The sequence below is a fragment of the Microbacterium sp. NPDC078428 genome (assembly GCF_044542535.1).
Lineage (GTDB): Bacteria > Actinomycetota > Actinomycetes > Actinomycetales > Microbacteriaceae > Microbacterium > Microbacterium limosum.
The window spans coordinates 361,669-382,781 of record NZ_JBITUP010000002.1 but is presented as its reverse complement, the minus strand read 5'-3'; the positions used below and the strand labels follow the sequence as shown (position 1 = coordinate 382,781).

General features: G+C 71.5%; 17 protein-coding genes. 11 read left to right on the top strand and 6 right to left on the bottom strand.

The window, feature by feature from the left end; genetic code table 11:
- Nucleotides 1-2 precede the first annotated feature (2 nt).
- Nucleotides 3-1,277, top strand: a complete 1,275-nt coding sequence (locus ACIGCK_RS06000; RefSeq protein WP_396664595.1) for an ABC transporter substrate-binding protein — start codon at nucleotides 3-5, stop codon at nucleotides 1,275-1,277.
- 273 nt (nucleotides 1,278-1,550) lie between these two features.
- Nucleotides 1,551-2,432 carry a hypothetical protein gene (locus tag ACIGCK_RS05995; RefSeq protein ID WP_396664593.1) on the top strand — a complete coding sequence of 294 codons (882 nt, stop codon included), beginning with the start codon at nucleotides 1,551-1,553 and terminating at the stop codon, nucleotides 2,430-2,432.
- Between the two features lie 81 nt (nucleotides 2,433-2,513).
- Here the strand turns inward: ACIGCK_RS05995 and ACIGCK_RS05990 are convergent, their stop codons facing one another.
- Genes ACIGCK_RS05990 through ACIGCK_RS05975 form a run of 4 tightly spaced genes read right to left on the bottom strand, consistent with a single transcriptional unit; the run spans nucleotide 2,514 to nucleotide 6,544 of the window.
- Entirely contained in the window at nucleotides 2,514-3,251 is a 738-nt protein-coding gene (locus ACIGCK_RS05990; RefSeq protein ID WP_396664592.1) for an ABC transporter ATP-binding protein, read from the bottom strand.
- Complete coding sequence (locus ACIGCK_RS05985; protein ID WP_396664721.1) at nucleotides 3,248-4,186, bottom strand: ABC transporter ATP-binding protein; 939 nt, start codon at nucleotides 4,184-4,186, stop codon at nucleotides 3,248-3,250. Before ACIGCK_RS05985 ends, ACIGCK_RS05990 begins: the two co-directional genes overlap by 4 nt.
- A gap of 55 nt (nucleotides 4,187-4,241) precedes the next feature.
- Nucleotides 4,242-5,222, bottom strand: a complete 981-nt coding sequence (locus tag ACIGCK_RS05980; RefSeq protein ID WP_396664590.1) for a branched-chain amino acid ABC transporter permease — start codon at nucleotides 5,220-5,222, stop codon at nucleotides 4,242-4,244.
- 5 nt (nucleotides 5,223-5,227) lie between these two features.
- A complete protein-coding gene (locus ACIGCK_RS05975) occupies nucleotides 5,228-6,544 on the bottom strand; it encodes a branched-chain amino acid ABC transporter permease (RefSeq protein ID WP_396664588.1) in 1,317 nt (438 codons plus the stop codon).
- A gap of 251 nt (nucleotides 6,545-6,795) precedes the next feature.
- Here ACIGCK_RS05975 and guaB point away from each other — a divergent pair, with 251 nt between their 5' ends.
- From guaB to guaA, 6 genes are all read left to right on the top strand, one after another.
- Nucleotides 6,796-8,298 carry an IMP dehydrogenase gene (guaB, locus tag ACIGCK_RS05970; protein ID WP_396664586.1) on the top strand — a complete coding sequence of 501 codons (1,503 nt, stop codon included), beginning with the start codon at nucleotides 6,796-6,798 and terminating at the stop codon, nucleotides 8,296-8,298.
- 20 nt (nucleotides 8,299-8,318) lie between these two features.
- Nucleotides 8,319-8,942, top strand: a complete 624-nt coding sequence (locus tag ACIGCK_RS05965) for a TMEM175 family protein (protein WP_396664585.1) — start codon at nucleotides 8,319-8,321, stop codon at nucleotides 8,940-8,942.
- Nucleotides 8,943-9,126: 184 nt separating this feature from the next.
- On the top strand, nucleotides 9,127-10,245 hold the full coding sequence (locus tag ACIGCK_RS05960; RefSeq protein ID WP_330172049.1) for a GuaB3 family IMP dehydrogenase-related protein: 1,119 nt from the start codon (nucleotides 9,127-9,129) through the stop codon (nucleotides 10,243-10,245).
- The gene (locus ACIGCK_RS05955; protein ID WP_396664583.1) at nucleotides 10,242-11,108 is read left to right on the top strand and encodes an SURF1 family protein; all 867 of its coding nucleotides are present in this window, start codon (nucleotides 10,242-10,244) and stop codon (nucleotides 11,106-11,108) included. Before ACIGCK_RS05960 ends, ACIGCK_RS05955 begins: the two co-directional genes overlap by 4 nt.
- 68 nt (nucleotides 11,109-11,176) lie before the next feature.
- Nucleotides 11,177-11,707, top strand: a complete 531-nt coding sequence (locus ACIGCK_RS05950) for a DUF3817 domain-containing protein (protein WP_330170305.1) — start codon at nucleotides 11,177-11,179, stop codon at nucleotides 11,705-11,707.
- Nucleotides 11,704-13,287 (top strand): glutamine-hydrolyzing GMP synthase, encoded by a 1,584-nt coding sequence (guaA, locus tag ACIGCK_RS05945; protein WP_396664581.1) that lies wholly within the window; start codon nucleotides 11,704-11,706, stop codon nucleotides 13,285-13,287. Before ACIGCK_RS05950 ends, guaA begins: the two co-directional genes overlap by 4 nt.
- Nucleotides 13,288-13,515: 228 nt before the next feature.
- Here the strand turns inward: guaA and ACIGCK_RS05940 are convergent, their stop codons facing one another.
- Complete coding sequence (locus ACIGCK_RS05940) at nucleotides 13,516-14,436, bottom strand: Bax inhibitor-1/YccA family protein (protein WP_396664579.1); 921 nt, start codon at nucleotides 14,434-14,436, stop codon at nucleotides 13,516-13,518.
- 160 nt (nucleotides 14,437-14,596) lie between these two features.
- Here ACIGCK_RS05940 and ACIGCK_RS05935 point away from each other — a divergent pair, with 160 nt between their 5' ends.
- Nucleotides 14,597-15,595, top strand: a complete 999-nt coding sequence (locus ACIGCK_RS05935; protein WP_396664578.1) for a glycerophosphodiester phosphodiesterase family protein — start codon at nucleotides 14,597-14,599, stop codon at nucleotides 15,593-15,595.
- Between the two features lie 377 nt (nucleotides 15,596-15,972).
- Here ACIGCK_RS05935 and chrA read toward each other — a convergent pair whose 3' ends face one another.
- Entirely contained in the window at nucleotides 15,973-17,190 is a 1,218-nt protein-coding gene (gene chrA, locus ACIGCK_RS05930) for a chromate efflux transporter (RefSeq protein ID WP_396664577.1), read from the bottom strand.
- A gap of 95 nt (nucleotides 17,191-17,285) precedes the next feature.
- On the opposite strand from chrA, the gene ACIGCK_RS05925 reads away from it, so the two are divergent.
- Nucleotides 17,286-18,032 carry a formylglycine-generating enzyme family protein gene (locus tag ACIGCK_RS05925; RefSeq protein WP_396664575.1) on the top strand — a complete coding sequence of 249 codons (747 nt, stop codon included), beginning with the start codon at nucleotides 17,286-17,288 and terminating at the stop codon, nucleotides 18,030-18,032.
- Between the two features lie 69 nt (nucleotides 18,033-18,101).
- Nucleotides 18,102-21,053 carry a DEAD/DEAH box helicase gene (locus ACIGCK_RS05920; RefSeq protein WP_396664573.1) on the top strand — a complete coding sequence of 984 codons (2,952 nt, stop codon included), beginning with the start codon at nucleotides 18,102-18,104 and terminating at the stop codon, nucleotides 21,051-21,053.
- Nucleotides 21,054-21,113 lie beyond the last annotated feature (60 nt).

Below are 21,113 nucleotides of genomic sequence, written 5' to 3'. Positions count from 1 at the left end.
CTATGAGCGTCTTCTCCCGTTCGCGCGGAAAGGTCGTCGGTGGCATCGCCGTCGTCGGCGTCGGCGCGCTCTTCCTCGCGGGTTGTGCCGGCAGCGGCGGCGACACCGAATCGTCCGCCCCGGCAGCCGAAGCCGGAGAGGAGATGACCCTCACGATCGGAACGGCACTGCCCCAGACGGGCAACCTCGCCTTCCTCGGCCCGCCGGAGGAGGCCGGTGTGGCCTACGCGACGGCACAGATCAACGAGGCCGCGGCCGAGACGGGCCTGACCCTCGACGTCATCTACGGCGACTCGGGCGACACCGACAACAAGGCCTACGAGACCGAGATCCCGCGTCTGCTCGGTGAGGGCGTGTCCGCCATCATCGGCGCCGCATCGTCGGGCACCTCGCTGCAGTTCATCGACCAGGTCGTGGGTGCCGGCGTCATCCAGTTCTCGCCCGCCAACACCTCGGACGCGTTCACGACCTACGACGACAACGGGCTGTACTTCCGCACGGCGCCCTCGGACGTCCTGCAGGGCGAGGTGCTCGGAAACCTCATCGCCGAGGACGGCAACCAGACGCTCGGCATGATCGTGCTGAACGACTCGTACGGCACCGGTCTCGCCGGCTACGTCACCGAGGCCTTCGAGGCCGCGGGCGGCGAGGTCGTTGCGGCGCCCACCTACAACACGGGTGACACGTCGTTCGACGCTCAGATCAGCGAGGTCGTCGCGGCCGACCCCGACGCGATCGCCCTGATCACGTTCGAGGAGGTCACGACGATCCTGCCGAGCCTGTTCGGTCAGATCCCCAGCGACAAGCTCTACTTCGTCGACGGCAACCTGTCGAACTTCGGCGATCAGTTCCCCGCGGGCTCGCTCACGGGCGCGAAGGGCACGCTGCCGGGTCTGACGATCGACTCCATCGCCGCCTTCACGGATGAGCTGGACGCGTTCCTGGAGGCCGAGGGCATCGCCGCGCTCGAGGAGTACAGCTACGCGGCCGAGTCCTACGACGCCACGATCCTGCTGGCGCTCGCCTCGCTCGCGGCCGGCTCGACCGACAGCGCCGCGATCGCGGAGAAGCTCGTCGAGGTCTCCGGCGGCTCCGGCGACGGAGAGTCCTGCTCCAGCTACGCGGAGTGCGCCGAGATCATCCTCGGCGGCGGTGTCGCCGACTACGACGGCGTCTCCGGTCCGATCACCTTCGACGAGGTCGGCGACCCGACCGAGGCGTCGATCGGCATCTACGAGTTCGGCGACGACAACACCTACGCGGCCTACGAGGGCTGATCCCTCTCCACCCGCAACGGCAGCGGCCCCGGTTCTTCGGAAACGGGGCCGCTGTTTGTCGGTGGCGGCGGCTCAGGGGCGGCGCAGCGTGACAACACTCCGGACGCTTCGCCGCGTCGGCGGCGCTGCAGGGCTGGGAGAGCCCGTGCGGCGCGAGACCTCCGGAGTATTGTCCCGAACCGGCCCTCCTCCCCGCTGCCGTGATCCGGGCCGCCGTCCCCGGATGACGTCACCGCAGCGTCCGGGCCCGCGGTTGCCGCGGAGGCTGGGGCGATGCTCGCGCTGCATCCCGATCACGTCTACCGCCATGCCGACCTGAAGGCGCAGGGTCTCTCGCAGGCCCGCATCGCCGCGATGGTGCGGGGTGAGCGGCTGCTGCGGCCGCGGCAGGGCCTCTATCTGAGCCCCGCGTCCTCGGCCCCGGCCACGACCGCAGCCGCGGCCGGGGGACGTCTCGCGTGCACGAGCCTGCTCGCGGAGCGCGGCGTCTTCGTCCTCGACCGCGGCGACGTGCACGTTCAGGTGCCCCCGCACACGACCCGCCTGCGACCGACACCCGGTGTGCGCCTCCACTGGGCCCCGCTGCGCCGAACTCCGCCCCCGCGATCGCTCCGCGTGGAGGTGTTCGATGCGCTGCTCCAAGCCACGATCTGCCAGACGCCTCGGGCGGCGATCGCCACTCTCGACAGCGCCGTGAACCTCGGACTCATCGACGAGGAGGGCCTGGACGAGTTGTTCCGGCTCGTACCCCGGCGGCGTCGCGGTCTGCGCGCACTCGTGGACGGCCGGTGCGAGTCGGGGCCGGAGACGTTCGTCCGCCTCCTCCTCCGCGCTCTGGGGCTGAGCTTCGAGTGCCAGGTCTGGATCGACGGCGTCGGCCGCGTCGACTTCGTCGTCGAGGGGTGGCTCGTCATCGAATGCGACAGCCGCGCACACCATGGAGGATGGCAAGCGCAGGTCGCGGATCGGCGGCGGGACCTCGCTCTGGCCGCGCGCGGCTACGCCAGCATCCGCCCGGTGGCGGCGGACATCTTCGCCGATGGCCCCGCGCTCGGCCGGGTCATCGTCGCCATGCTCCAGAAGATCGGCCCCCGGACGGACAACACTCCGGCAGCACCGGCGCGTCGGGCCCGATCACCTCGGATGAGGGGCTGATCCGCGGCGTCCTTCCGGAATGTTGTCCGGGCTGACGACGGGATGCCGCGAGATTCGGGTCGTCGGCCTCCTGACGCGGCGTCAGGCGCCGAGGGTGCCCAGGTACAGCTCGGTGACCTTCGGGTCGGCCAGCAGTTCGCGGCCCGTGCCGGTGTAGGCGTCGCGGCCCTGGTCGAGCACATAGCCCCGATCGCAGATCTGCAGGCAGCGTCGCGCGTTCTGCTCGACCATGATGCAGGTCACGCCGGCCCTGTTGATCTCCGAGACGCGGATGAACGCCTCGTCCTGGCGAACGGGGGACAGACCCGCAGACGGCTCGTCGAGGAGCAGGACCTTGGGGTCCATCATGAGCGCACGGCTCATCGCCACCATCTGGCGTTCACCGCCCGAGAGCGAGCCCGCCCTCTGCTTCAGACGGGGGCCGAGCTCGGCGAAGATCCCGGTGACGAACTCGAGGCGCTCCTTGTAGGCGGACGGGCGCTGGTACAGGCCCATCTGCAGGTTCTCCTCGATCGTGAGGGTCGGGAAGACGTTGTTCGTCTGCGGGATGAAGCCGACCCCCCGCTGCACGAGCTTGTTGGCCTTGAGCCCCGTGATGTCGTCGCCCTCGAGCGTGATCGAGCCGCTGCGCACGGTGACCTGGCCGAAGATCGCCTTCAGGAGGGTGGACTTGCCCGCCCCGTTGGGGCCGATGATGCCGATCAGCTCACCCTGCTCGGCGGTCAGCGAGCAGCCGTTGAGGATGTTCACCCCCGGCAGGTAGCCGGCGTGGACGTCCGCGGCGTGGACGACGGTGCGGGTGGCGACGGGGGTGCTCACGGGTTCTGCTCCTTCTCGTCCTCGGTGACGCCGTCGGCGACGAGCGCGTCGGCGCTCGCGGCCTGGGATGCCGCGGCATCCGTCGTGGGGTCGGCGTCCGCCGTCTGGATCCTGCCGGTGACGACGCCCAGGTCGAGCTCCTGATGCGCGCCCAGGTAGGCATCGATCACGGCGGGGTTGCGCATGACGGTGTGCGGATCGCCCTCGGCGACCACGCGACCCTCCGCCATGACGACCACCCAGTCGGCGATGTGCCGCACCATGTGCATGTCGTGCTCGACGAAGAGCACCGTCATCCCCTCGTCCTTCAGATCGAGGATGTGGTCGAGCAGCGACTCCGTCAGGGCGGGGTTGACCCCGGCCATGGGCTCGTCGAGCATGACGAGCGTCGGCTGGGTCATGAGCGAGCGGGCCATCTCCAGCAGCTTCCGCTGGCCGCCCGAGAGGCTCGCGGCGAAATCGGAGGCCTTCGTGTCGAGCTTGAACTTCGCGAGCAGGCGCATCGCGCGCTCCTCGATCCCCGTGTCCTGTTTGCGCCAGACGGCGGGGATCATGCTCTGCCAGAACCTCTCGCCGCGCTGGCCGGTGGCGCCGAGCTTCATGTTCTCGAGAACCGTCAGAAGGCCGAGCGCCTTGGTCAGCTGGAACGTCCGTACGAGCCCCAGGCGGGCCACCTTGTACGCGGGCACGCCCGAGAGGGAGCGGCCGTCGAACGACCACGACCCGGCGTCGGGCCTGTCGAACCCCGTCAGGAGGTTGAAGAGCGTCGTCTTGCCCGCCCCGTTCGGCCCGATGAGCGCCGTGATGGCACCTCGGGGGATCTCGAGGTGCTCGACGTCGACCGCCGTCACGCCGCCGAAGGTGCGGCGCACCCCGTCGGCGATGATGATCGGGTCGACCTTGGCCACGCCGGGGGCGGCCTCGCCGACGTGCAGGCCCGTCGTCTTCGCGCGGGCGGTGGGTGCGGTGGGGGCCCCGGCCCCCTGTGCGTCACTTGACAAAGGTCAGCTCCTTCTTGTTGCCCAGGATGCCCTGCGGCATGAAGATCACGAGCAGCATGAGCGCGACGCCCACGAGGATGTAGCGGAGGGTTGCCGCCTGGATCGCCGACATCCCGAACAGCAGGCCGGCCGATGCCATGGCGGGCAGGACGTTCGCCAGGAACGTCTGCAGGACCCAGAAGATGAGAGATCCGAGGAGCGGGCCGAACACCGTGGCCGCACCGCCCAGCAGGAGGGCCGTCCACACGAAGAATGTCAGCGACGTGACGTACACGCCCGGGCTCACGGCCGAGGGCAGGGCGTAGACGATGCCGCCCGCGGCGGCGATGACCCCGCCCAGGACGAGCGACTGCATCTTGTAGGCGTAGACGTTCTTCCCGAGCGATCGCACGGCATCCTCGTCCTCGCGGACGCCCTTGAGTACGCGCCCCCACGGGCTGCGCATGAGCATCCAGACGGCGAGCGCGGCGATCAGGAGGGTCAAGAGGCCCATGATGCGCACCCACCACTGAGTCTCGTTGTACGTCCACGGACCGAACCCGTAGGTGCCCTGCGGCAGCGGGTTGGCGGCCCGGAAGCTCGAGTGGTACCCGCTCAGCCCGTCGGCGGATCCGGTGACGTCGTCGAACGCGGTCGTGAGGAACAGCAGCCGCACCACTTCCGCCGCGGCGATCGTGACGATCGCCAGGTAGTCGCCGCGCAGGCGCAGCGTGGGGATGCCGAGGATCACGGCGAAGACCGCCGACGCGACGAGGCCCGCGAGCGCCGCGACCCACCACTCGAGCCCGAACGTGAGCACGCCGATCGCATAGCCGTAGGCCCCGATGGCCATGAACCCGGCGATGCCCATGTTGATCAGGCCCGTGTAGCCGAAGTGCACCGCCAGGCCGAGGGCGGCGAGCGCGTAGCCGATCGTGGCGGGGCTGAGGATCGACGAGGCCGAGTTGGAGAGGATCTGTAGCCAGTCCATGGTGCTTAACCGATCCTTTCCCGGCGACCGAGGATGCCCTGCGGTCGGAACAGCAGGATGACGATGAGGATGAACAGCGCACTGGCGTACTTGAGGTCGGCCGGGATCCACAGGCTCGACACCTCGACCAGGAGTCCCACGATCAGCGCGCCCACGAGCGCGCCGTACGCGGTTCCGAGGCCGCCGAGGATGACGGCGGCGAACATCAGCAGCAGCACCTGTGCGCCCATGTCCCACCGGATGCCGGGGCGGAAGTAGGCGTACAGGATGCCGGAGAGCCCCGCGAGGCCCCCCGCGACGACCCAGACCACCCGCACGACGAAGTCGACGTCGATGCCGGATGCCGCGGCGAGCGAGGGGTTGTCGGAGATGGCGCGCGTGGCCTTGCCCAGTCGGGACCGCGTGAGCCAGAGGGCGAACGCGACGATGACGACGATGCAGATCGCGATCGAGATCATGTCGATCACGCTGAGCTGGACCGAACCGAAGAGATTGATCCGCGGTGGCGCGGAGTACGGCAGCTGGAGGGTTCCACCGCCGATGAAGAACTGGAAGATGTAGCGGAGGGTCAGCGACAGGCCGATCGAGACGATCATGAGCTGCACGACGCCGACTCTTCGCCTTCGCAACGGTCGCCACAGGATCATGTCGAGCACGAGCCCGAGACCCGCGCTCAGGACGATCGCGAGCGGGAAGCCGAGCCAGAGCGGCAGCGCGAGACTCGCGGGCCCGACGAGCAGGAGGGCGGCGATGGCGCCGAAGGTGACCATCTCGCCGTGCGCGAAGTTGGAGATCCCCGTCGTGCCGAACACGAGGGACAGACCGACCGCCGCGAGCCCGAGCATGAGGCCGAAGCTCAGGCCCTGCACGACGCGCTGGACGAGCTGGTCGAAGAAGCTCGTGACGTTGCGCTCGCCCTCGCCGATGAAGAAGTTGACGGTGACGCGGCCGCCCGCGCCCATCTCGACCTCCTTCTCGTTGGGCGAGTCGTCGGCCTCGTCGACGACGGCGATGCCCTCGGGCAGCGTGTCCTCGTCGAGGGTGACGGTGTAGGTCTCGCCGCGTTCGGGGACGCCGACCCGCCACTGACCGTTCTCGTCGGTCTCGACCTCCTGCTCGCCGCCGGGCCCGTCGACGATCAGCCGCACCCCTTCCAGCGGCTCCCCGTCCAGCTGGACGTTGCCGCTGATGCGGTACGGGTCGTCTTCCGCCGCGGCCACCGGTCCGATGGGGACGAGCAGAAGCGCGATGAGTGCGGCGGCGAGCACCCCGAGAAGCACGAGGATCCGCGGAGCGCGCCCTGCGGCGTGCGCGTCTGTCATGGGCCTCACTGAACCTCCAAAGAAGGGGTCTCGCCACCATGCGACGACGATGTTCGTCGGCTGTGACGAACACCGTATGAGCGTAATGTGTCGAGGGTGTTTCGGCGGCAGATCGGGCGAAACATTCCTCCCGGCGAGACCGAATCGCAATCGACGCGGGACGGGATTCCGCGGCGTGCGCGCACGGGAATTCTGCAGGCCCGCCGGACGTAGAATTCTGTGAGCCCCACCCCGCCGCAGGAGGACCGCGCATGGACCAAAACGACCCGTTCGGCTTCGTCGGACTGACCTACGACGATGTCCTGCTGCTGCCGGGCCACACGGACGTCATCCCGAGCGAGGCCGACACGTCCTCGCGGGTCACCCGCCGCATCACGGTGGCGACACCGCTGGTCTCGAGCGCGATGGACACCGTGACGGAGGCGCGCATGGCGATCGCCATCGCGCGCGAGGGCGGCCTCGGCATCCTGCACCGCAATCTCTCGATCGAAGAGCAGGCGGCCCAGGTCGATCGGGTCAAGCGCAGCGAGTCGGGCATGATCTCCGACCCCATAACGACGCATCCGACGGCGACGATCGAGGAGGTCGACGCGCTGTGCGCGCAGTACCGCATCTCCGGTCTGCCGGTCGTCGATGACGACGGGCGCCTGCTCGGCATCGTCACGAACCGCGACATGCGGTTCGTCTCGGGATTCGAGCGGCAGTCCACGCTCGTGCGCGACGTGATGACGAGCGAGGGCCTCATCACGGGGCCCGTGGGGATCAGTGCGAACGACGTCATCGCGACGTTCGCCAAGCACCGCGTCGAGAAGCTGCCCCTCATCGACGACGAGGGCAAGCTCGCCGGGCTCATCACGATCAAGGACTTCGACAAGAGCGAGAAGTATCCCCTCGCGACGAAGGACGAGCACGGACGCCTGCGCGTGGGCGCCGCGATCGGCTTCTTCGGCGACGCGTGGCAGCGGGCCGAGGCCCTGCGCGACGCGGGCGTCGACGTGCTGGTCGTCGACACCGCCAACGGCCAGTCCGCGGGCGTCATCGACATCGTCCGTCGCATCAAGGCCGACCCCACGTTCGCGCACATCGACGTCATCGGCGGCAACGTCGCGACGCGAGCGGGCGCGCAGGCGCTCATCGACGCCGGGGTGGATGCCGTGAAGGTCGGCGTCGGGCCGGGATCGATCTGCACCACCCGCGTCGTCGCGGGCGTGGGGGTGCCGCAGGTGACGGCGGTCTACGAGGCATCCCTCGCGGCCCGTCCCGCCGGCGTCCCGGTGATCGCCGACGGCGGCCTGCAGTACTCCGGCGACATCGCCAAGGCCCTCGTCGCGGGCGCCGACACCGTCATGCTCGGCTCGCTGCTGGCGGGCACCGACGAGTCGCCGGGCGAGATCGTCTTCCAGGGCGGCAAGCAGTTCAAGCAGTACCGGGGCATGGGTTCGCTCGGTGCGCTGCAGACCCGCGGCAAGAAGACCTCGTACTCGAAGGACCGGTACTTCCAGGCCGACGTCCCCACCGACGACAAGCTCATCCCCGAGGGCATCGAGGGCCAGGTCGCGTACCGCGGACCGGTCGGCGCCGTCGCGTACCAGCTCGTGGGCGGCCTGCGGCAGTCGATGTTCTACGTCGGCGCGCGCACGATCGAGGAGCTCAAGGAGAAGGGCAAGTTCGTGCGCATCACGTCGGCGGGGCTGAAGGAGTCGCACCCGCACGACGTGCAGATCGTTGTCGAGGCGCCCAACTACAAGAAGTAGGCCGTCGCTACGCTGGGCGCATGATCCGGCGGCGACGGCATGCGGCGGCGACGCAGAGCACGACGCGTCTCGAGGCGTTCACCGACGGGGTGTTCGCCATCGCGGCGACCCTCCTCGTCCTCGACTTGACGACGTACGGCCTCGGCCCGATCTCGTCGGATGCCGACATGTGGGCCGCGCTCGCCGGAATGGGCGAGTTGTTCCTGAACTTCGTGTTGAGCTTCCTCCTGCTGTGCCTGCTGTGGATGACGCACGTGCAGCAGTTCGAGCACGTCGCGCGCATCGACGCGACGGTCGTCTGGCTGAACAACGGCCGCCTTCTCTTCATCGTGCTCGTGCCGTTCGCGACGAGCCTCACGACGGAGTACTCCGAGTGGCTGGCGGGCAGGCTCCTCATGCCCGTCGCGTTCTTCCTCGCGATCCTCTGCAGCTACCTGCAGTGGATGTGGGCGGTGCGCCATCGCGAGACGATGCTCCCCGATCTGACGGACCGGGATGCGAGCGCCTACGGCCGCGGGGCGCTCAGCGCTCTGGTGATCTCGGCGGGCGTCGTGCTCCTCGCCCCGTTCATCGGCTCCCTCGCGTTCGCGCTCTTCCTGCTCGACCCCGTAGGGACGACGCTCTTCCGCGGAAAGGGCGACTGAGCGGCATCCCTCCCCTCGTCGTCCGCCCGGCTCGCCCGCGCGAACGGTCGCGACATGCCGCGCGCCGGGCCGGGGCCGCGGCGTGTCGCGACCGTTCGCGGGTCGCGCGGGAGGGGCGGATGCCGTGGGCCGCGCCCCGGCCCGGGGACCCGTCGGGGGTAGCCGGTAGGCTGGGGCCGTGAGCATGGAGATCGAGATCGGCCGCGCCAAGCGCGCCCGCCGCGCGTACACGTTCGACGACATCGCCGTCGTGCCCTCGCGCCGCACCCGCAATCCCGAAGACGTCTCCACCGCGTGGTCGATCGACGCGTACCAGTTCGGCATCCCGGTGCTCGGGGCTCCGATGGATTCGGTCGTGAGCCCGCGCACCGCCATCATGCTCGGTCAGCTCGGCGGCCTCGGGGTGCTCGACCTCGAGGGGCTGTGGACCCGCTACGACGACCCGGAGCCGCTGCTCGCCGAGATCGCGGGGCTCGACTCGGTCGACGCCACGCGCCGCATGCAGGAGCTGTACTCGGAGCCGATCAAGCCCGAGCTCGTGCGCGACCGCCTTGCCGAGATCCGCGCCGCCGGCGTCACGGTCGCCGGCTCGCTCACGCCCCAGCGTACGCAGGAGCTCTACGAGACCGTCGTCGCCGCGGGCGTCGACCTCTTCGTCATCCGCGGCACGACCGTCTCGGCCGAGCACGTCTCGAGCGTCGACGAGCCGCTCAACCTCAAGAAGTTCATCTACGACCTCGATGTGCCGGTCATCGTGGGCGGCGCGGGCACGTACACGGCGGCCCTGCACCTCATGCGCACGGGAGCGGCCGGCGTGCTCGTCGGGTTCGGCGGGGGAGCGGCGTCGACGACCCGCGTCACCCTCGGCATCCACGCCCCCATGGCCACGGCCGTCGCCGACGTCGCCGGCGCTCGCCGCGACTACCTCGACGAGTCGGGCGGGCGCTACGTGCACGTCATCGCCGACGGCGGCGTGGGCACCTCGGGCGACATCGTCAAGGCGCTCGCGATGGGCGCCGACGCCGTCATGCTCGGTGTCGCGCTCGCGCGCGCGACCGACGCCCCCGGCCTCGGGTACCACTGGGGCCCCGAGGCGCACCACTCCAAGCTTCCCCGCGGGCGCCGTGTGAAGGTCGACCAGGTCGGCCCGCTCGAGGAGATCCTCTACGGCCCGGCGCCGGTCGCCGACGGCACGGCGAACCTCATCGGGGCGCTGCGCAAGTCGATGGCGACGACGGGGTACTCCGACCTCAAGGAGTTCCAGCGCGTCGACGTCGTCGTCGCCCCCTACGGGCAGGGATGAGCTCCCCGCCCGCCGTGTCCGACACCCCGCCGACCCCGCCGGGCGACGCGCAGGTCTTCCCGCCCACGCTCCGGGAGGTCATGTTGCGGCCGCAGTGGCTGCTCATGCTGGGACTGTGTCTGGTCGTCGCGGGCGTCTTCGCGTGGCTCGGCCAGTGGCAGCTCGACCGGGCGATCGACAGCGACCCGCCCCCGCCCGGCCAGACCGAGCAGGTCCGTCCGCTGGCCGACGTCGTCGAACCGGGGCAGTATCTTGCCGAGCCGCTCGTGGGGCAGCGCGTCGAGACCGTCGGCGCATGGATCCCGGGCGACTTCGTCGTCGTGTCGTCGCGCTTCAACGACGGCGAGGAGGGGTACTGGGTGACCGGCCAGCTCCGCATCGCGGACGCCGCGCAGCCCACCTCGCTCGCCGTCGCGATCGGGTGGGCCGCCAGCCGTGACGACGCGGATGCCGCGGCGGCCGAGCTGCAGCGCGCGGCCGAGACGGGAGCCTCCGATCCCGTGACGCTCACCGGGCGCCTCATCTCCGACGAGGGCCCGGGGCTGCCCCCGCGGGGTGCCGCGGCCACCGAGATGCCGCGCATGTCGCCGGCCGCCCTGCTGAGCGTGTGGCACGACACCGAGGGGCTCGACGTCTACCGGCCGTACCTCGCCGCGGTGGATCCGTCGGCCGCCGGGGAGACCCACCTCGTCGCCATCTCCTCGCCCGCGCCCGCGGAACTGGCGCCGGTCAACTGGCTCAACGTCTTCTACGCCATCGAGTGGGCCGTCTTCGCGGGCTTCGCCTTCTACCTCTGGTACCGCCTCGCGCGCGACGCGTGGGAGAAGGAGGTCGAGGCGCTGGAGGATGCCGCGGCATCCTGAACGCCACAGGTCCCTCGAAGCCCGCGACGCCGCGAGGCGCGCCGGATGCCGCGGGTAGACTGGACGGCATGCCCGAACCCCGCCTCGCGTCGTTCCCGAAGATCCGCGGGGCGCTGAAGTTCTACCAGGTGGCGTCGATCATCACGGGTGTCGGTCTGCTGCTGCTCGTCGCCGAGATGGTGCTGAAGTACACGCCGCTGCACGTGGAGCTCTTCCTCGGCGGCAGCGGAGGGTTCCTGTGGTTCGCGCCGGCGATCGCGGGGCCCGAGTGCCAATGGTTCTCGCTCTTCTTCCCCGGCAGCGACTGCGAGATGATCTCCACCGGCGACGGGTTCAACCTCTCGCTGTTCATCCTGGTCGCGCACGGCTGGTTCTACGTCGTATACCTCTTCGCGTGCTTCCGCGTGTGGAGCCTCATGCGCTGGGCCTTCCCGCGCTTCCTCCTCCTGGCGCTCGGCGGTGTCGTGCCGCTGCTGTCCTTCTTCCTCGAGGTGCGGGTCGCCCGTCAGGTGCGCTCCTACCTCGCCGAGCGCGAGGCCGCCCCGGCGGCGACGCCCGCGGCATCCACCCCCGCCCCTTCCCCCGAAAGCACCCGGTGACCGAAGCCACAGAGACATCCCAGCGGCCCGTCCTCGTCGTCGACTTCGGCGCGCAGTACGCGCAGCTGATCGCCCGCCGCGTCCGCGAGGCCGGCGTCTACAGCGAGATCGTCCCCCACACCGCATCTGCCGAGGACATCGCGGCGCGCAACCCGGTGGGCCTCATCCTCTCGGGTGGGCCCTCGTCGGTCTACGAGCCCGGCGCCCCCGCGCTCGACCCGGGCGTCTTCGACCTCGACGTGCCGACGCTCGGCATCTGCTACGGCTTCCAGGTGATGGCGCAGGCCCTCGGCGGCGAGGTCGCCAACACCGGGCTGCGCGAATACGGCGCGACGGATGCCGAGGTGACCGGCTCCGGCGGCGTGCTGCTGCAGGGGCAGCCGGTGTCGCAGAACGTGTGGATGAGCCACGGCGACCAGGTCTCGCGGGCGCCCGAGGGCTTCGACGTGCTCGCCTCGACGGCGGCGACGCCGGTTGCGGCCTTCGGCAGCGATGCCCGGCGCATGTACGGCGTGCAGTGGCATCCGGAGGTCAAGCACACCGACCACGGCCAGCGCGTGATCGAGAACTTCCTGCACAGCGCGGCGGGCCTTCCCGCCGATTGGAACAGCGGCAACGTGATCGCCGAGCAGGTGGCGCGCATCCGCGAGCAGGTCGGTTCCGCGCGGGTGATCTGCGGCCTCTCCGGCGGTGTCGACTCCGCCGTCGCCGCCGCGCTCGTCCACGAGGCGGTCGGCGACCAGCTCGTCTGCATCTTCGTCGACCACGGGCTGCTGCGTAAGGGCGAGCGTGAGCAGGTCGAGACAGACTACGTCGCCTCGACCGGCGTGCGCCTGGTCACCGTCGACGCGCGGGAGAAGTTCCTCTCGGCCCTCGCGGGCGTCTCCGACCCGGAGCAGAAGCGCAAGATCATCGGGCGCGAGTTCATCCGCGCGTTCGAGGCGGCCGAGAAGGACCTCGTGCGCGAGGCCGCCGCCGACGGCGAGCCCATCCGCTTCCTCGTGCAGGGCACGCTCTACCCCGACGTCGTGGAGTCGGGCGGCGGGGCGGGCGCCGCGAACATCAAGTCGCACCACAACGTCGGGGGCCTCCCCGAAGACCTGCAGTTCGAGCTCGTCGAGCCGCTGCGCACCCTGTTCAAGGACGAAGTGCGTGCGATCGGTCGCGAGCTGGGGCTGCCCGAGGTGATCGTCGGACGACAGCCCTTTCCGGGGCCGGGCCTCGGCATCCGGATCGTGGGTGAGGTTACCGCCGACCGCCTCGAGATCCTGCGTGACGCCGACGCCATCGCCCGCGAGGAGCTGACCCGCGCCGGCCTCGATGCGGAGATCTGGCAGTGCCCCGTCCTGCTGCTGGCGGATGTCCGCTCGGTCGGCGTGCAGGGCGATGGTCGCACCTACGGACACCCGATCGTGCTCCGGCCGGTCTCGTCCGAGGACGCGATGACCGCGGACTGGACGCGCCTGCCCTACGACGTGCTCTCGAAGATCTCGAACCGCATCACCAACGAGGTGCGTGAGGTCAACCGCGTCGTGCTCGACGTCACGTCGAAGCCGCCGGGCACCATCGAGTGGGAGTGACCCGGCGGTAGGCCGCTGCCCGCCCTTCGCGGGCTCGCCGGTCGACAACATTCCGGAAGACTGGCCCGTCCGCGGTGCGGGAACGCCGACGTTCCGCGGCGGGCGTGCGCGCCCGGGCGCGTTGCGCCGGAATGTTGTCGCGCGAGGGGTCCGGGTTCCCCCGACCCACGCGAAGAGGGGGCCGTCCCGAAGGACGACCCCCTCTCGAGGTTCCGCGCGTGCCGCGGGTCAGTCGCTGCCGCGCAGGATCGCGATGATGCGCAGGATCTCGATGTAGAGCCAGACGACCGTCACCATGATGCCGAAGGCGCCCATCCAGGCGAGCTGGCGGGGGGCCCCGTTGCGCACGCCCTGCTGGATCGAGTCGAAGTCGAGCACGAGCGAGTATGCCGCCATGATGACGACGAACACGCCGATGAGGACGCCCCACGGGATGCCGAAGAGCGGGCTCGGCTCGCTGCGCAGGCCGAACGCGCTGTCGGAGACGCCCGTCCACATGAGGACGAGGTTCAGGAGCGAGAAGGCGAGGTAGCCGAACATCGCGATCATGAAGATCTTCGTGGCCTTCTTCGACGCGCGGATCTTGCCGCTGGCGAAGAGGGCGAGGGTCACGCCCACGACGGCGAGCGTCGCGAGCGTCGCCTGCACGACGATGCCCGGGAACTGGAACTCGAAGAACGCCGAGATGCCGCCGACGAAAAGCCCTTCGAGGGCCGCGTAGGCGAAGATCAGGGCGGGACGCACCTTCTTGCGCGACGTGAAGATGATGACCATCGCGAGGACGAAGCCGCCGAGTCCGCCGAGGATCATCGGAAGGACGCTGAGCCCGGTCGCCTGAGCGGGCGAGAGGGCGCCGAGCGTCCAGACCCAGCCGACGACGGCCGTCACGACGAGGATGGCGAAGAGGCCGAGGGTCTTGACGACGGTGTCCTCCACCGTCATGCGGTCGGTCTGGTGCGCGCCGGCCGCGGGGGCGGCGTACATGCCTTCGAGCTGGGCGTTGGTCGCGGCATCCGTTGCCGCGCGTGAGCCGGTGGCGAACTGCGTCTGCGCGCCGAGACCGGCGGCCTGCGGGCCACCGGGGTAGCTCTTCACGGCGCGCGGGTCCTGGAACGCCGGGCTGTTGAACGCGGGGTTGTTGAGGGCCATGGCCTCGTCACACTCCAAGTTGTCGGGGTCACAGCTAAGTTGCGCTGTGCATCAACGATATCCGACGGGCGCCCCGCCGTCACGGCATGCGGCTGTGAGGTGACCATGAGGGCCCGGTGCCGCGGCAACCCGTTCATCCGGCGCGGATAGCCTGAACGGCATGCCTCGCCCCCCGCTCGTCATCGGACACCGCGGCGCGCCCGGATATCGGCCCGAGCACTCGCGCTCCTCCTACGATCTCGCGTTCGCGATGGGGGCGGATGCCGTGGAGCCCGACGTCGTGGCCAGCCGGGACGGGGTGCTCGTCGTCCGCCACGAGAACGAGATCTCGGGCACGACGGACGTCGCCGATCGGCCCGAGTTCGCCGGGCGCCGGACGACGAAGACGATCGACGGCGCAAGCCTGACCGGGTGGTTCACGGAGGACTTCACGTGGGAGGAGCTGGCGACTCTGCGCTGCCGCGAGCGTCTTCCCCGGATCAGGCCCGCGAGCGCGAGCTTCGACGACCGGCAGCCGATCCTGCGCCTGTCGGACCTGTTCGACCTCGTGCGGGCGGCGTCGATCGAGCACGGGCGTGGGATCGGGATCGTGCTGGAGATCAAGCACGCGACGTACTTCGAGGGGATCGGCCTCGATCTGGTCCCGCTCGTCGAGGCGGAGGTCGCCCGCTCGGCCGCGGGCATCCCGCTCGTGATCGAGGCCTTCGAGTCGACGGTGCTCGAGCGGCTGAGGCAGCGCGGCGTCCCCGCGACCTTCATCTACCTGATCGAGGCGGGCGGTCGACCCGCCGACCTCGTGGCGACGAGGGGTGCCGACGCTCCGACGTATCGAGACACCGTGACCCCGCAGGGCCTCGACGGGCTCGTCGGCCGCGTGGACGGCATCAGCGTCGACAGGCGCGTCATCCTCGCGCCGAACAAGCTCGGGCGCGCAACCGGCCCCACCCGCGTCGTGGCCGACGCGCATCGGCGCGGCCTCCGGGTCTACACGTGGACATGCCGCCCGGAGAATGCGTTCCTCGTCGGCGAGTTCCGCGGCTCGGGCGGACCGAGCGCCTTCGGAGACTACGAGGCGGAGTGGGGCGTGATCCGGGATGCCGGGGTCGACGGCGTCTTCGTCGATCATCCCGATCTCGGAGTCGCGTTCTTCCGGGGGTGACTTCGGCCCGGGCGCGGGGTGCTCGCGGTCGAGCTCGGCGTCATCGCCGCGCTCGGGGTCGGCCTCTCCGGCATCTTGAACCGTCCGCTCTTCTCCGTGGCGACGACCTACCTCGTCGTCGTCGCCCTCACGATCGGCACCGTCATCGCGTTCGGCCTCGCGGGCGCCGCGGTGCGCACCGAGGTGACCGATCGCACGCGCACCTTCGTATACGACGCGCAGGGGATGCCCTCCACCGACCCGCCGGTCTGCGGCGAGTGGGAGGACTACACGCGCGAGGTGCCGCGCTTCGACCGCGTGTGGGGGATCCTGGCGGCGAATCCCTTCGTTATCCTCCCCGCGGCAGACGCGTCGCGTAGCCGCGCCCCGGAGCGCCGTCAGATCACCGCGAGGAGGATGCCGCCGGCGCCGCCCACCAGCACGACGACCCACGCCGGGGCGCGCCACGACACGAGCAGCACGAAGCACACCAGAGCGAGCGCGACCGTGCCGGCGCCGGTGACCGCGGTCGTGAACACGGGGTCGTACAGGGCGGCCGCGAGGATCCCGACGACCGCGGCGTTGGCCCCGCGCTGGAGCGCCTGCGCCGCGGGCCGGGCGCGCAGGCCGTTCCAGAACGGGATCACTCCGACGAGAAGGAGCAGGCCGGGGAGGAAGATCGCGACGAGCGCGACCGCGGCGAGCCCGAGGCCCGCGGCACCGGGCGCAGCCAGGGCGCCGAGGTAGGCCGCGAAGGTGAAGAGCGGACCCGGCATCGCCTGCGCCGCGCCGTAGCCCGCGAGGAACTCGTCGGCGCTCACCCAGCCGCCCGTGACGACCTCCGCCTCGAGCAGGGGCAGCACGACGTGTCCGCCGCCGAACACGAGGGCGCCCGCGCGTGCGAAGGCGTCGGCGACGTCGAGGGCCGGCGACGAGAGGCTCGCGGCGGCGACCGGCAGGCCGATCAGGACGACGGCGAGCACACCGAGCGCGATGGCTCCGGCGCGCCGGGAGACGCGCAGGGGGAGGGGCGCGGCATCCGTGTCGATCGCGGACCGGCACAGCCACGCCCCCGCGAGGGCGCCGACGACGATCGCGGCCACCTGGCCGAGCGAACCGGCCGCGAACAGCACGATCGCCGCCGCGACGACGGCGATGCTCGCACGCCGTGCGTCGGGCGTGAGGCTGCGCGCCATGCCCCACACCGCCTGCGCGACGATCGCGACCGCGACGACCTTGAGGCCCGCGAGGATGCCGGCGCCGACAGCGCCCTCGAAGAGCGACGCCGAGAAGGCGAACGCGACCATCAGGAGCGCCGAGGGCAGGGTGAACGCGAGCCAGGCGGCAAGGGCGCCGCGCGGGCCGGCTCGCAGGAGACCGAGGGCGAAGCCCACCTGGCTCGAGGCGGGGCCCGGAAGGAACTGGCACAGCGCGACGAGGTCGGCGTAGCCGGTGTCGTCCACCCAGCGTCGCCGGGTGACCAGCTCATCGCGGAAGTAGCCGAGGTGCGCGATCGGCCCGCCGAAGGAGGTGACCCCGAGCCTCAGGAACACGCGGAAGACCTCGCCGGGAGTCCCCGGCGGGCGCGGCGTCGCGGGGGCGGTCGCGTCTGTCACGGGGTCACCCTAGCGAGCGCAGGTGGCCGGCGGTGGAGCGGACGCGTGAACGGTCGCGGCTCGGCGGCGGGGTCGGTGCGTGCGACACTGGCGCGATGGTCGAGATCGAGATGGCGCGTATCCCCGCCGGCACGATCGTGCTGCACGATGCCCGCACGAAGACGCGGCGATCCGCCGCGCTCGAGCCGTTCGAGATCGCGGTCTACCCCGTGACGCAGGAGCAGCTCGCCGAGATCGTCGGCGTGGAGGCATCCCACCCGCGCCGACCAGCGGTCGAGATGAGCTGGCTGCGGGCGATCCGCTTCTGCAACGCGGCGTCCGAGTGGGAGGGCCTCGACCCCGCGTACTCGTTCGACGGCGAGCAGGTCACCTGGCACGTGGATGCCGACGGCTTCCGCCTGCCGACGGAGGCGGAGTGGGAGTTCGCGTGCCGGGCGGGCTCGGCGGCGGCGCAGTACGGTCCCCTCGCCGAGGTGGCCTGGACCGCGGCGGACGGGCTCAGCGCACCCGCGGACGTCGGCGGCAAGCATCCCAACCTCTTCGGCCTGTTCGACACCCTCGGCAACGTGTGGGAGTGGTGCTGGGACCTGCTCGACCCGGCCCGCTACGACGAGTACCGGGTGTTCCGGGGCGGCGGGTTCGCGGACGACGCGCACAGCGTGCGCGCGGGTGTGCGCCGGGGCGGCCACCCGCGGATGCACCACGACGACGTCGGCCTGCGTGTGGCGCGGGGCGGGTTCGACGGCCCGGACGCCGCGCAGGGGTGGTCGGCCGCCGTCGACGCCGAGCGCGCCGCCGTCGACGCGCCGCTCCCTCCCGGTTGGACGCCGCGCGGACGCTGAGCGGGCCCTGTCCGCGCGGAAGCCGTGTCGGCGGTCGCGGGTACGCTTTCCCGAGATGGGCGAGCGCGCGTGAGTTCGCACGATGCGGTCGACGTCGTGCCGGGGCAGGGAGAGTGGACACCGGCATCCTCGCTCATCCCCGGCCCGTTGCGGCAATACCTCGAAGGCTTCGACCGGCTGAATCCTCTGCAGTCCCGCGCGGTTCCCCTGGTGCTGTCGACGGACGGGCACGTCATGATCGTCTCGCCGACCAGCTCGGGCAAGTCGCTCATCGGCGAGATCGCCGCGCTGCGATCGATCGTGGACGAGGGCAGGCCCGCGGTGTGGCTGCTGCCGGCCCGCGCGCTCGCCGCGGAGGTCGCGGAGATCGCCCGGCGGTGGAGCGCGCTCGGCATCACGACGATCGAGCTCACCGGCGAGACGAACATGTCGAGCGAGGCGGTCTCGCGGGCGCAGCTGTGGGTCGCCACCACCGAGAAGTTCGAGGCGCTCTACCGGCGGGCGTCCCTGCGGGAGGCCATCGGGCGGATCGGATGCCTCGTCGTCGACGAGGTGCACCTCGTGGGCGACCCCGGCCGCGGCGCGACGCTGGAATCGCTCATCGCGCGCCTGCGCGCCGCCGAGGGAGGGGCCCGGATCGTCGCCCTGTCCGCGACCGTGACGAATGCGGGCGAGCTCGCGGAGTGGCTCGGAGCGGACCTCGTGTCATCGGCGTGGCGGCCGACCGCGCTCACGACTCGGCTCGTGCCGTTCGACCCTCCCGCGAAAGGCCGGCGGGAGGACCACGAGGTCGCGAAGGACGATGTCGTCGTGCCGCTCCTGCGCAGGATCGTGGGCGGCCCCGGTGCGGCGTCACCGGCCGCGGGGGACGAACCGTCGGCATCCAGCGCCGTCGTGTTCTGCGGCAGCAGGGCCGCCGTGCTGCGCACGGCCGCCCTGGTGGCGGGGGTGCCCTTCCGCGGTATCGACCCCTCGGTGGTCGTCGAGGCGTGCTTCCGCCGGGGCGTCGGCGTCCACTTCCGCGATGCGCCGGGCGCGCGTCGCGCCCTCGACGCCTTCCGCTCGCGCCGGCTTCGCGTGCTGGTGGCCACGTCGGGACTGTCGACGGGCGTGAACACGCCGGCCAAGTTCGTCGTCATCCGTGATCTCGAGCTCGGCATGACGCCGCTGGAGGTGAGCCAGGCCCAGCAGATGTTCGGACGCGCGGGGCGCGCGGGCTACGAAGACGAGGGGTTCGGGTTCCTGCTCGTGCCGCGCGGCGACGAAGCCGCGTGGGCGGCGAAGCTCTCGGACGGGTACACGGCGCGCAGCCGCCTCGCGACGGGCGTCGGGGACGCTGTCCTCGCGGAGATGCTGATCGGCTCGGTCATGGACCGCGCGAGCGTCCGCGCGTGGTTCGAGCAGACGCTCGCGTTCGCCCAGAACCGCTCGGGCGTCGACCTCGACGCCGTCGTCGATGCGCTGATCGCGCGCGGCTTCGCGTCGGAGGTGGACGGGCGGCTCGCGCCGACGGAGATCGGCGTGCTCACCTCCCGCCTGATGATCGATGTCGCGTCCGCGGGCGATCTGCGGCGCGCGCTCGCCGAGCTTCCCCTTCCGGCTACCGCCGGCGAGGCCGAGGAGTTGATCGTGCAGACCGTCGCGACGACGGCGCGGGCGCTTCGCGAGCGCCCCGTCGCCGAGCGCGTGTACGCCGAGCACGTCGGCAGGCTGCTGGCGGGGTGGCCGCCCGCCGTCCTCGCCCGGGCCGAGGGCTGGTTCGGCGCCCGCCTCTGCATGGCCGCCGCGCAGATCGCGCTGCGCGATCCCGCCCGGGCGCGGGAGAGCCCGCCGCCGGGGGTGTCGCTCGCCGAGTTCCGGCGGGCGGCCGAGGACATGCCCCGGTACCTCGCCTGGGTCGCCGCCCTCGGCTACGCGGACGCCGCGACATGGGCCCCGGCGGTGGCCGGCGATCTCGCGCGCCGACTGACGTGGTGGCAGCTCTCGCCGCATCCCGAGCGCGGGTCGGGCCGGCTGCTCTGGATACTGGAGCGGATGCTGGAGCCCCAGCATCACCGCGAGCGCATGCCCGAGCTCTGGCGTCGCGCCCGCGCGGCGGGGTTCGCCTCGCCGGACGGGATCGGCGCCCGGCCCCGCGGCGTCGACGTGAGCGCCGAAGGGTTCGCCGAGATCGTCTCCTCCCGCGCGGAGATCCGGATCGAGTCGCTCGTCGACCTGCAGCTGGCGTACCGGACGGCCGCGCCGCACGCCCGGGTGACGGCGTGGAGCGCGACGAGCGCGGGTCACGCCCTGTCGACCGCGCGTCCGGCGCGGGGACCGATCGATGTCGCCGTGGTGCCGAGGTCGGAGGGGCGGGTCGCGGCAGACGTCTTCCTGTACACGCGAGACGGCGACGTCGCCTATGGGAGCGTGACGGCCGAGCTCCCCGAGGTCTCCGCCGCGCCGAGCCCGCTCGAGGAGGCGACGACGCTGCTCGCGGGTCTTCCCGACCGCCGCTCGGTGCTCTCCCACCCCCGCGGCGTGCGCCGGCTGTTCGAGGGGGAGCGCGCGGCGGTGCGCGAGCGCATCCTGCCGCTGATCGAACCGGACCCGTCCCTCACGCCCGTCGCGACGGCGCTGTCGGAGCGCCACGTCGATCCGGCCGCCGCGGTGCGGGCGATGACGGCGAACGTGAGGGCGCTGCTGCGCGACGCGAGCCGCCGTGACCTGAGGGCGCCGCGCGCGGTGCTGCGCTCGCGCGAGGCGTCGGAGGCGGAGCTGCAGCTCACCCTCGCCGCGCTGCTGTCGTCGCGGGGGATGGGCGGAGGCGTCGCGACGTCGGAAGGGCTTCCGCTCGCGCTCGCCCGGGTGGACGGTCGGTGGGTGCTCGCGGGTCCGCGCCACACCCCGCGCGGCCGGATCGAACCGCTCGCCCCCGCGACGCTGCCGAGCGGGGTGGGGGTCCTCTCCGCCCCCGCCCCCGTCCGCGCGCCCGTGGTCGCGGAGCCCTCCTTCGCGTGGATGGCGCAGTTCCTGCCCTGACGGCCGAGGGCTCTCGGCGGCTCGCTCGGCCGCGCACCCCACCGGCGTCGACGCCGGGTG

What these genes read in the sequence shown, in the direction of transcription:
- ACIGCK_RS05925 (WP_396664575.1), top strand. Translation starts at nt 17,286, where the DNA reads ATGGTCGAGATCGAGATGGCGCGTATCCCCGCCGGCACGATCGTGCTG.
- ACIGCK_RS05950 (WP_330170305.1), top strand. Translation starts at nt 11,177, where the DNA reads ATGCCCGAACCCCGCCTCGCGTCGTTCCCGAAGATCCGCGGGGCGCTG.
- ACIGCK_RS05960 (WP_330172049.1), top strand. Translation starts at nt 9,127, where the DNA reads ATGGAGATCGAGATCGGCCGCGCCAAGCGCGCCCGCCGCGCGTACACG.
- ACIGCK_RS05955 (WP_396664583.1), top strand. Translation starts at nt 10,242, where the DNA reads ATGAGCTCCCCGCCCGCCGTGTCCGACACCCCGCCGACCCCGCCGGGC.
- ACIGCK_RS05940 (WP_396664579.1), bottom strand. Translation starts at nt 14,436, where the DNA reads ATGGCCCTCAACAACCCCGCGTTCAACAGCCCGGCGTTCCAGGACCCG.
- ACIGCK_RS05975 (WP_396664588.1), bottom strand. Translation starts at nt 6,544, where the DNA reads ATGACAGACGCGCACGCCGCAGGGCGCGCTCCGCGGATCCTCGTGCTT.
- ACIGCK_RS05980 (WP_396664590.1), bottom strand. Translation starts at nt 5,222, where the DNA reads ATGGACTGGCTACAGATCCTCTCCAACTCGGCCTCGTCGATCCTCAGC.
- ACIGCK_RS06000 (WP_396664595.1), top strand. Translation starts at nt 3, where the DNA reads ATGAGCGTCTTCTCCCGTTCGCGCGGAAAGGTCGTCGGTGGCATCGCC.
- ACIGCK_RS05995 (WP_396664593.1), top strand. Translation starts at nt 1,551, where the DNA reads ATGCTCGCGCTGCATCCCGATCACGTCTACCGCCATGCCGACCTGAAG.
- ACIGCK_RS05965 (WP_396664585.1), top strand. Translation starts at nt 8,319, where the DNA reads ATGATCCGGCGGCGACGGCATGCGGCGGCGACGCAGAGCACGACGCGT.
- ACIGCK_RS05935 (WP_396664578.1), top strand. Translation starts at nt 14,597, where the DNA reads ATGCCTCGCCCCCCGCTCGTCATCGGACACCGCGGCGCGCCCGGATAT.
- guaB (WP_396664586.1), top strand. Translation starts at nt 6,796, where the DNA reads ATGGACCAAAACGACCCGTTCGGCTTCGTCGGACTGACCTACGACGAT.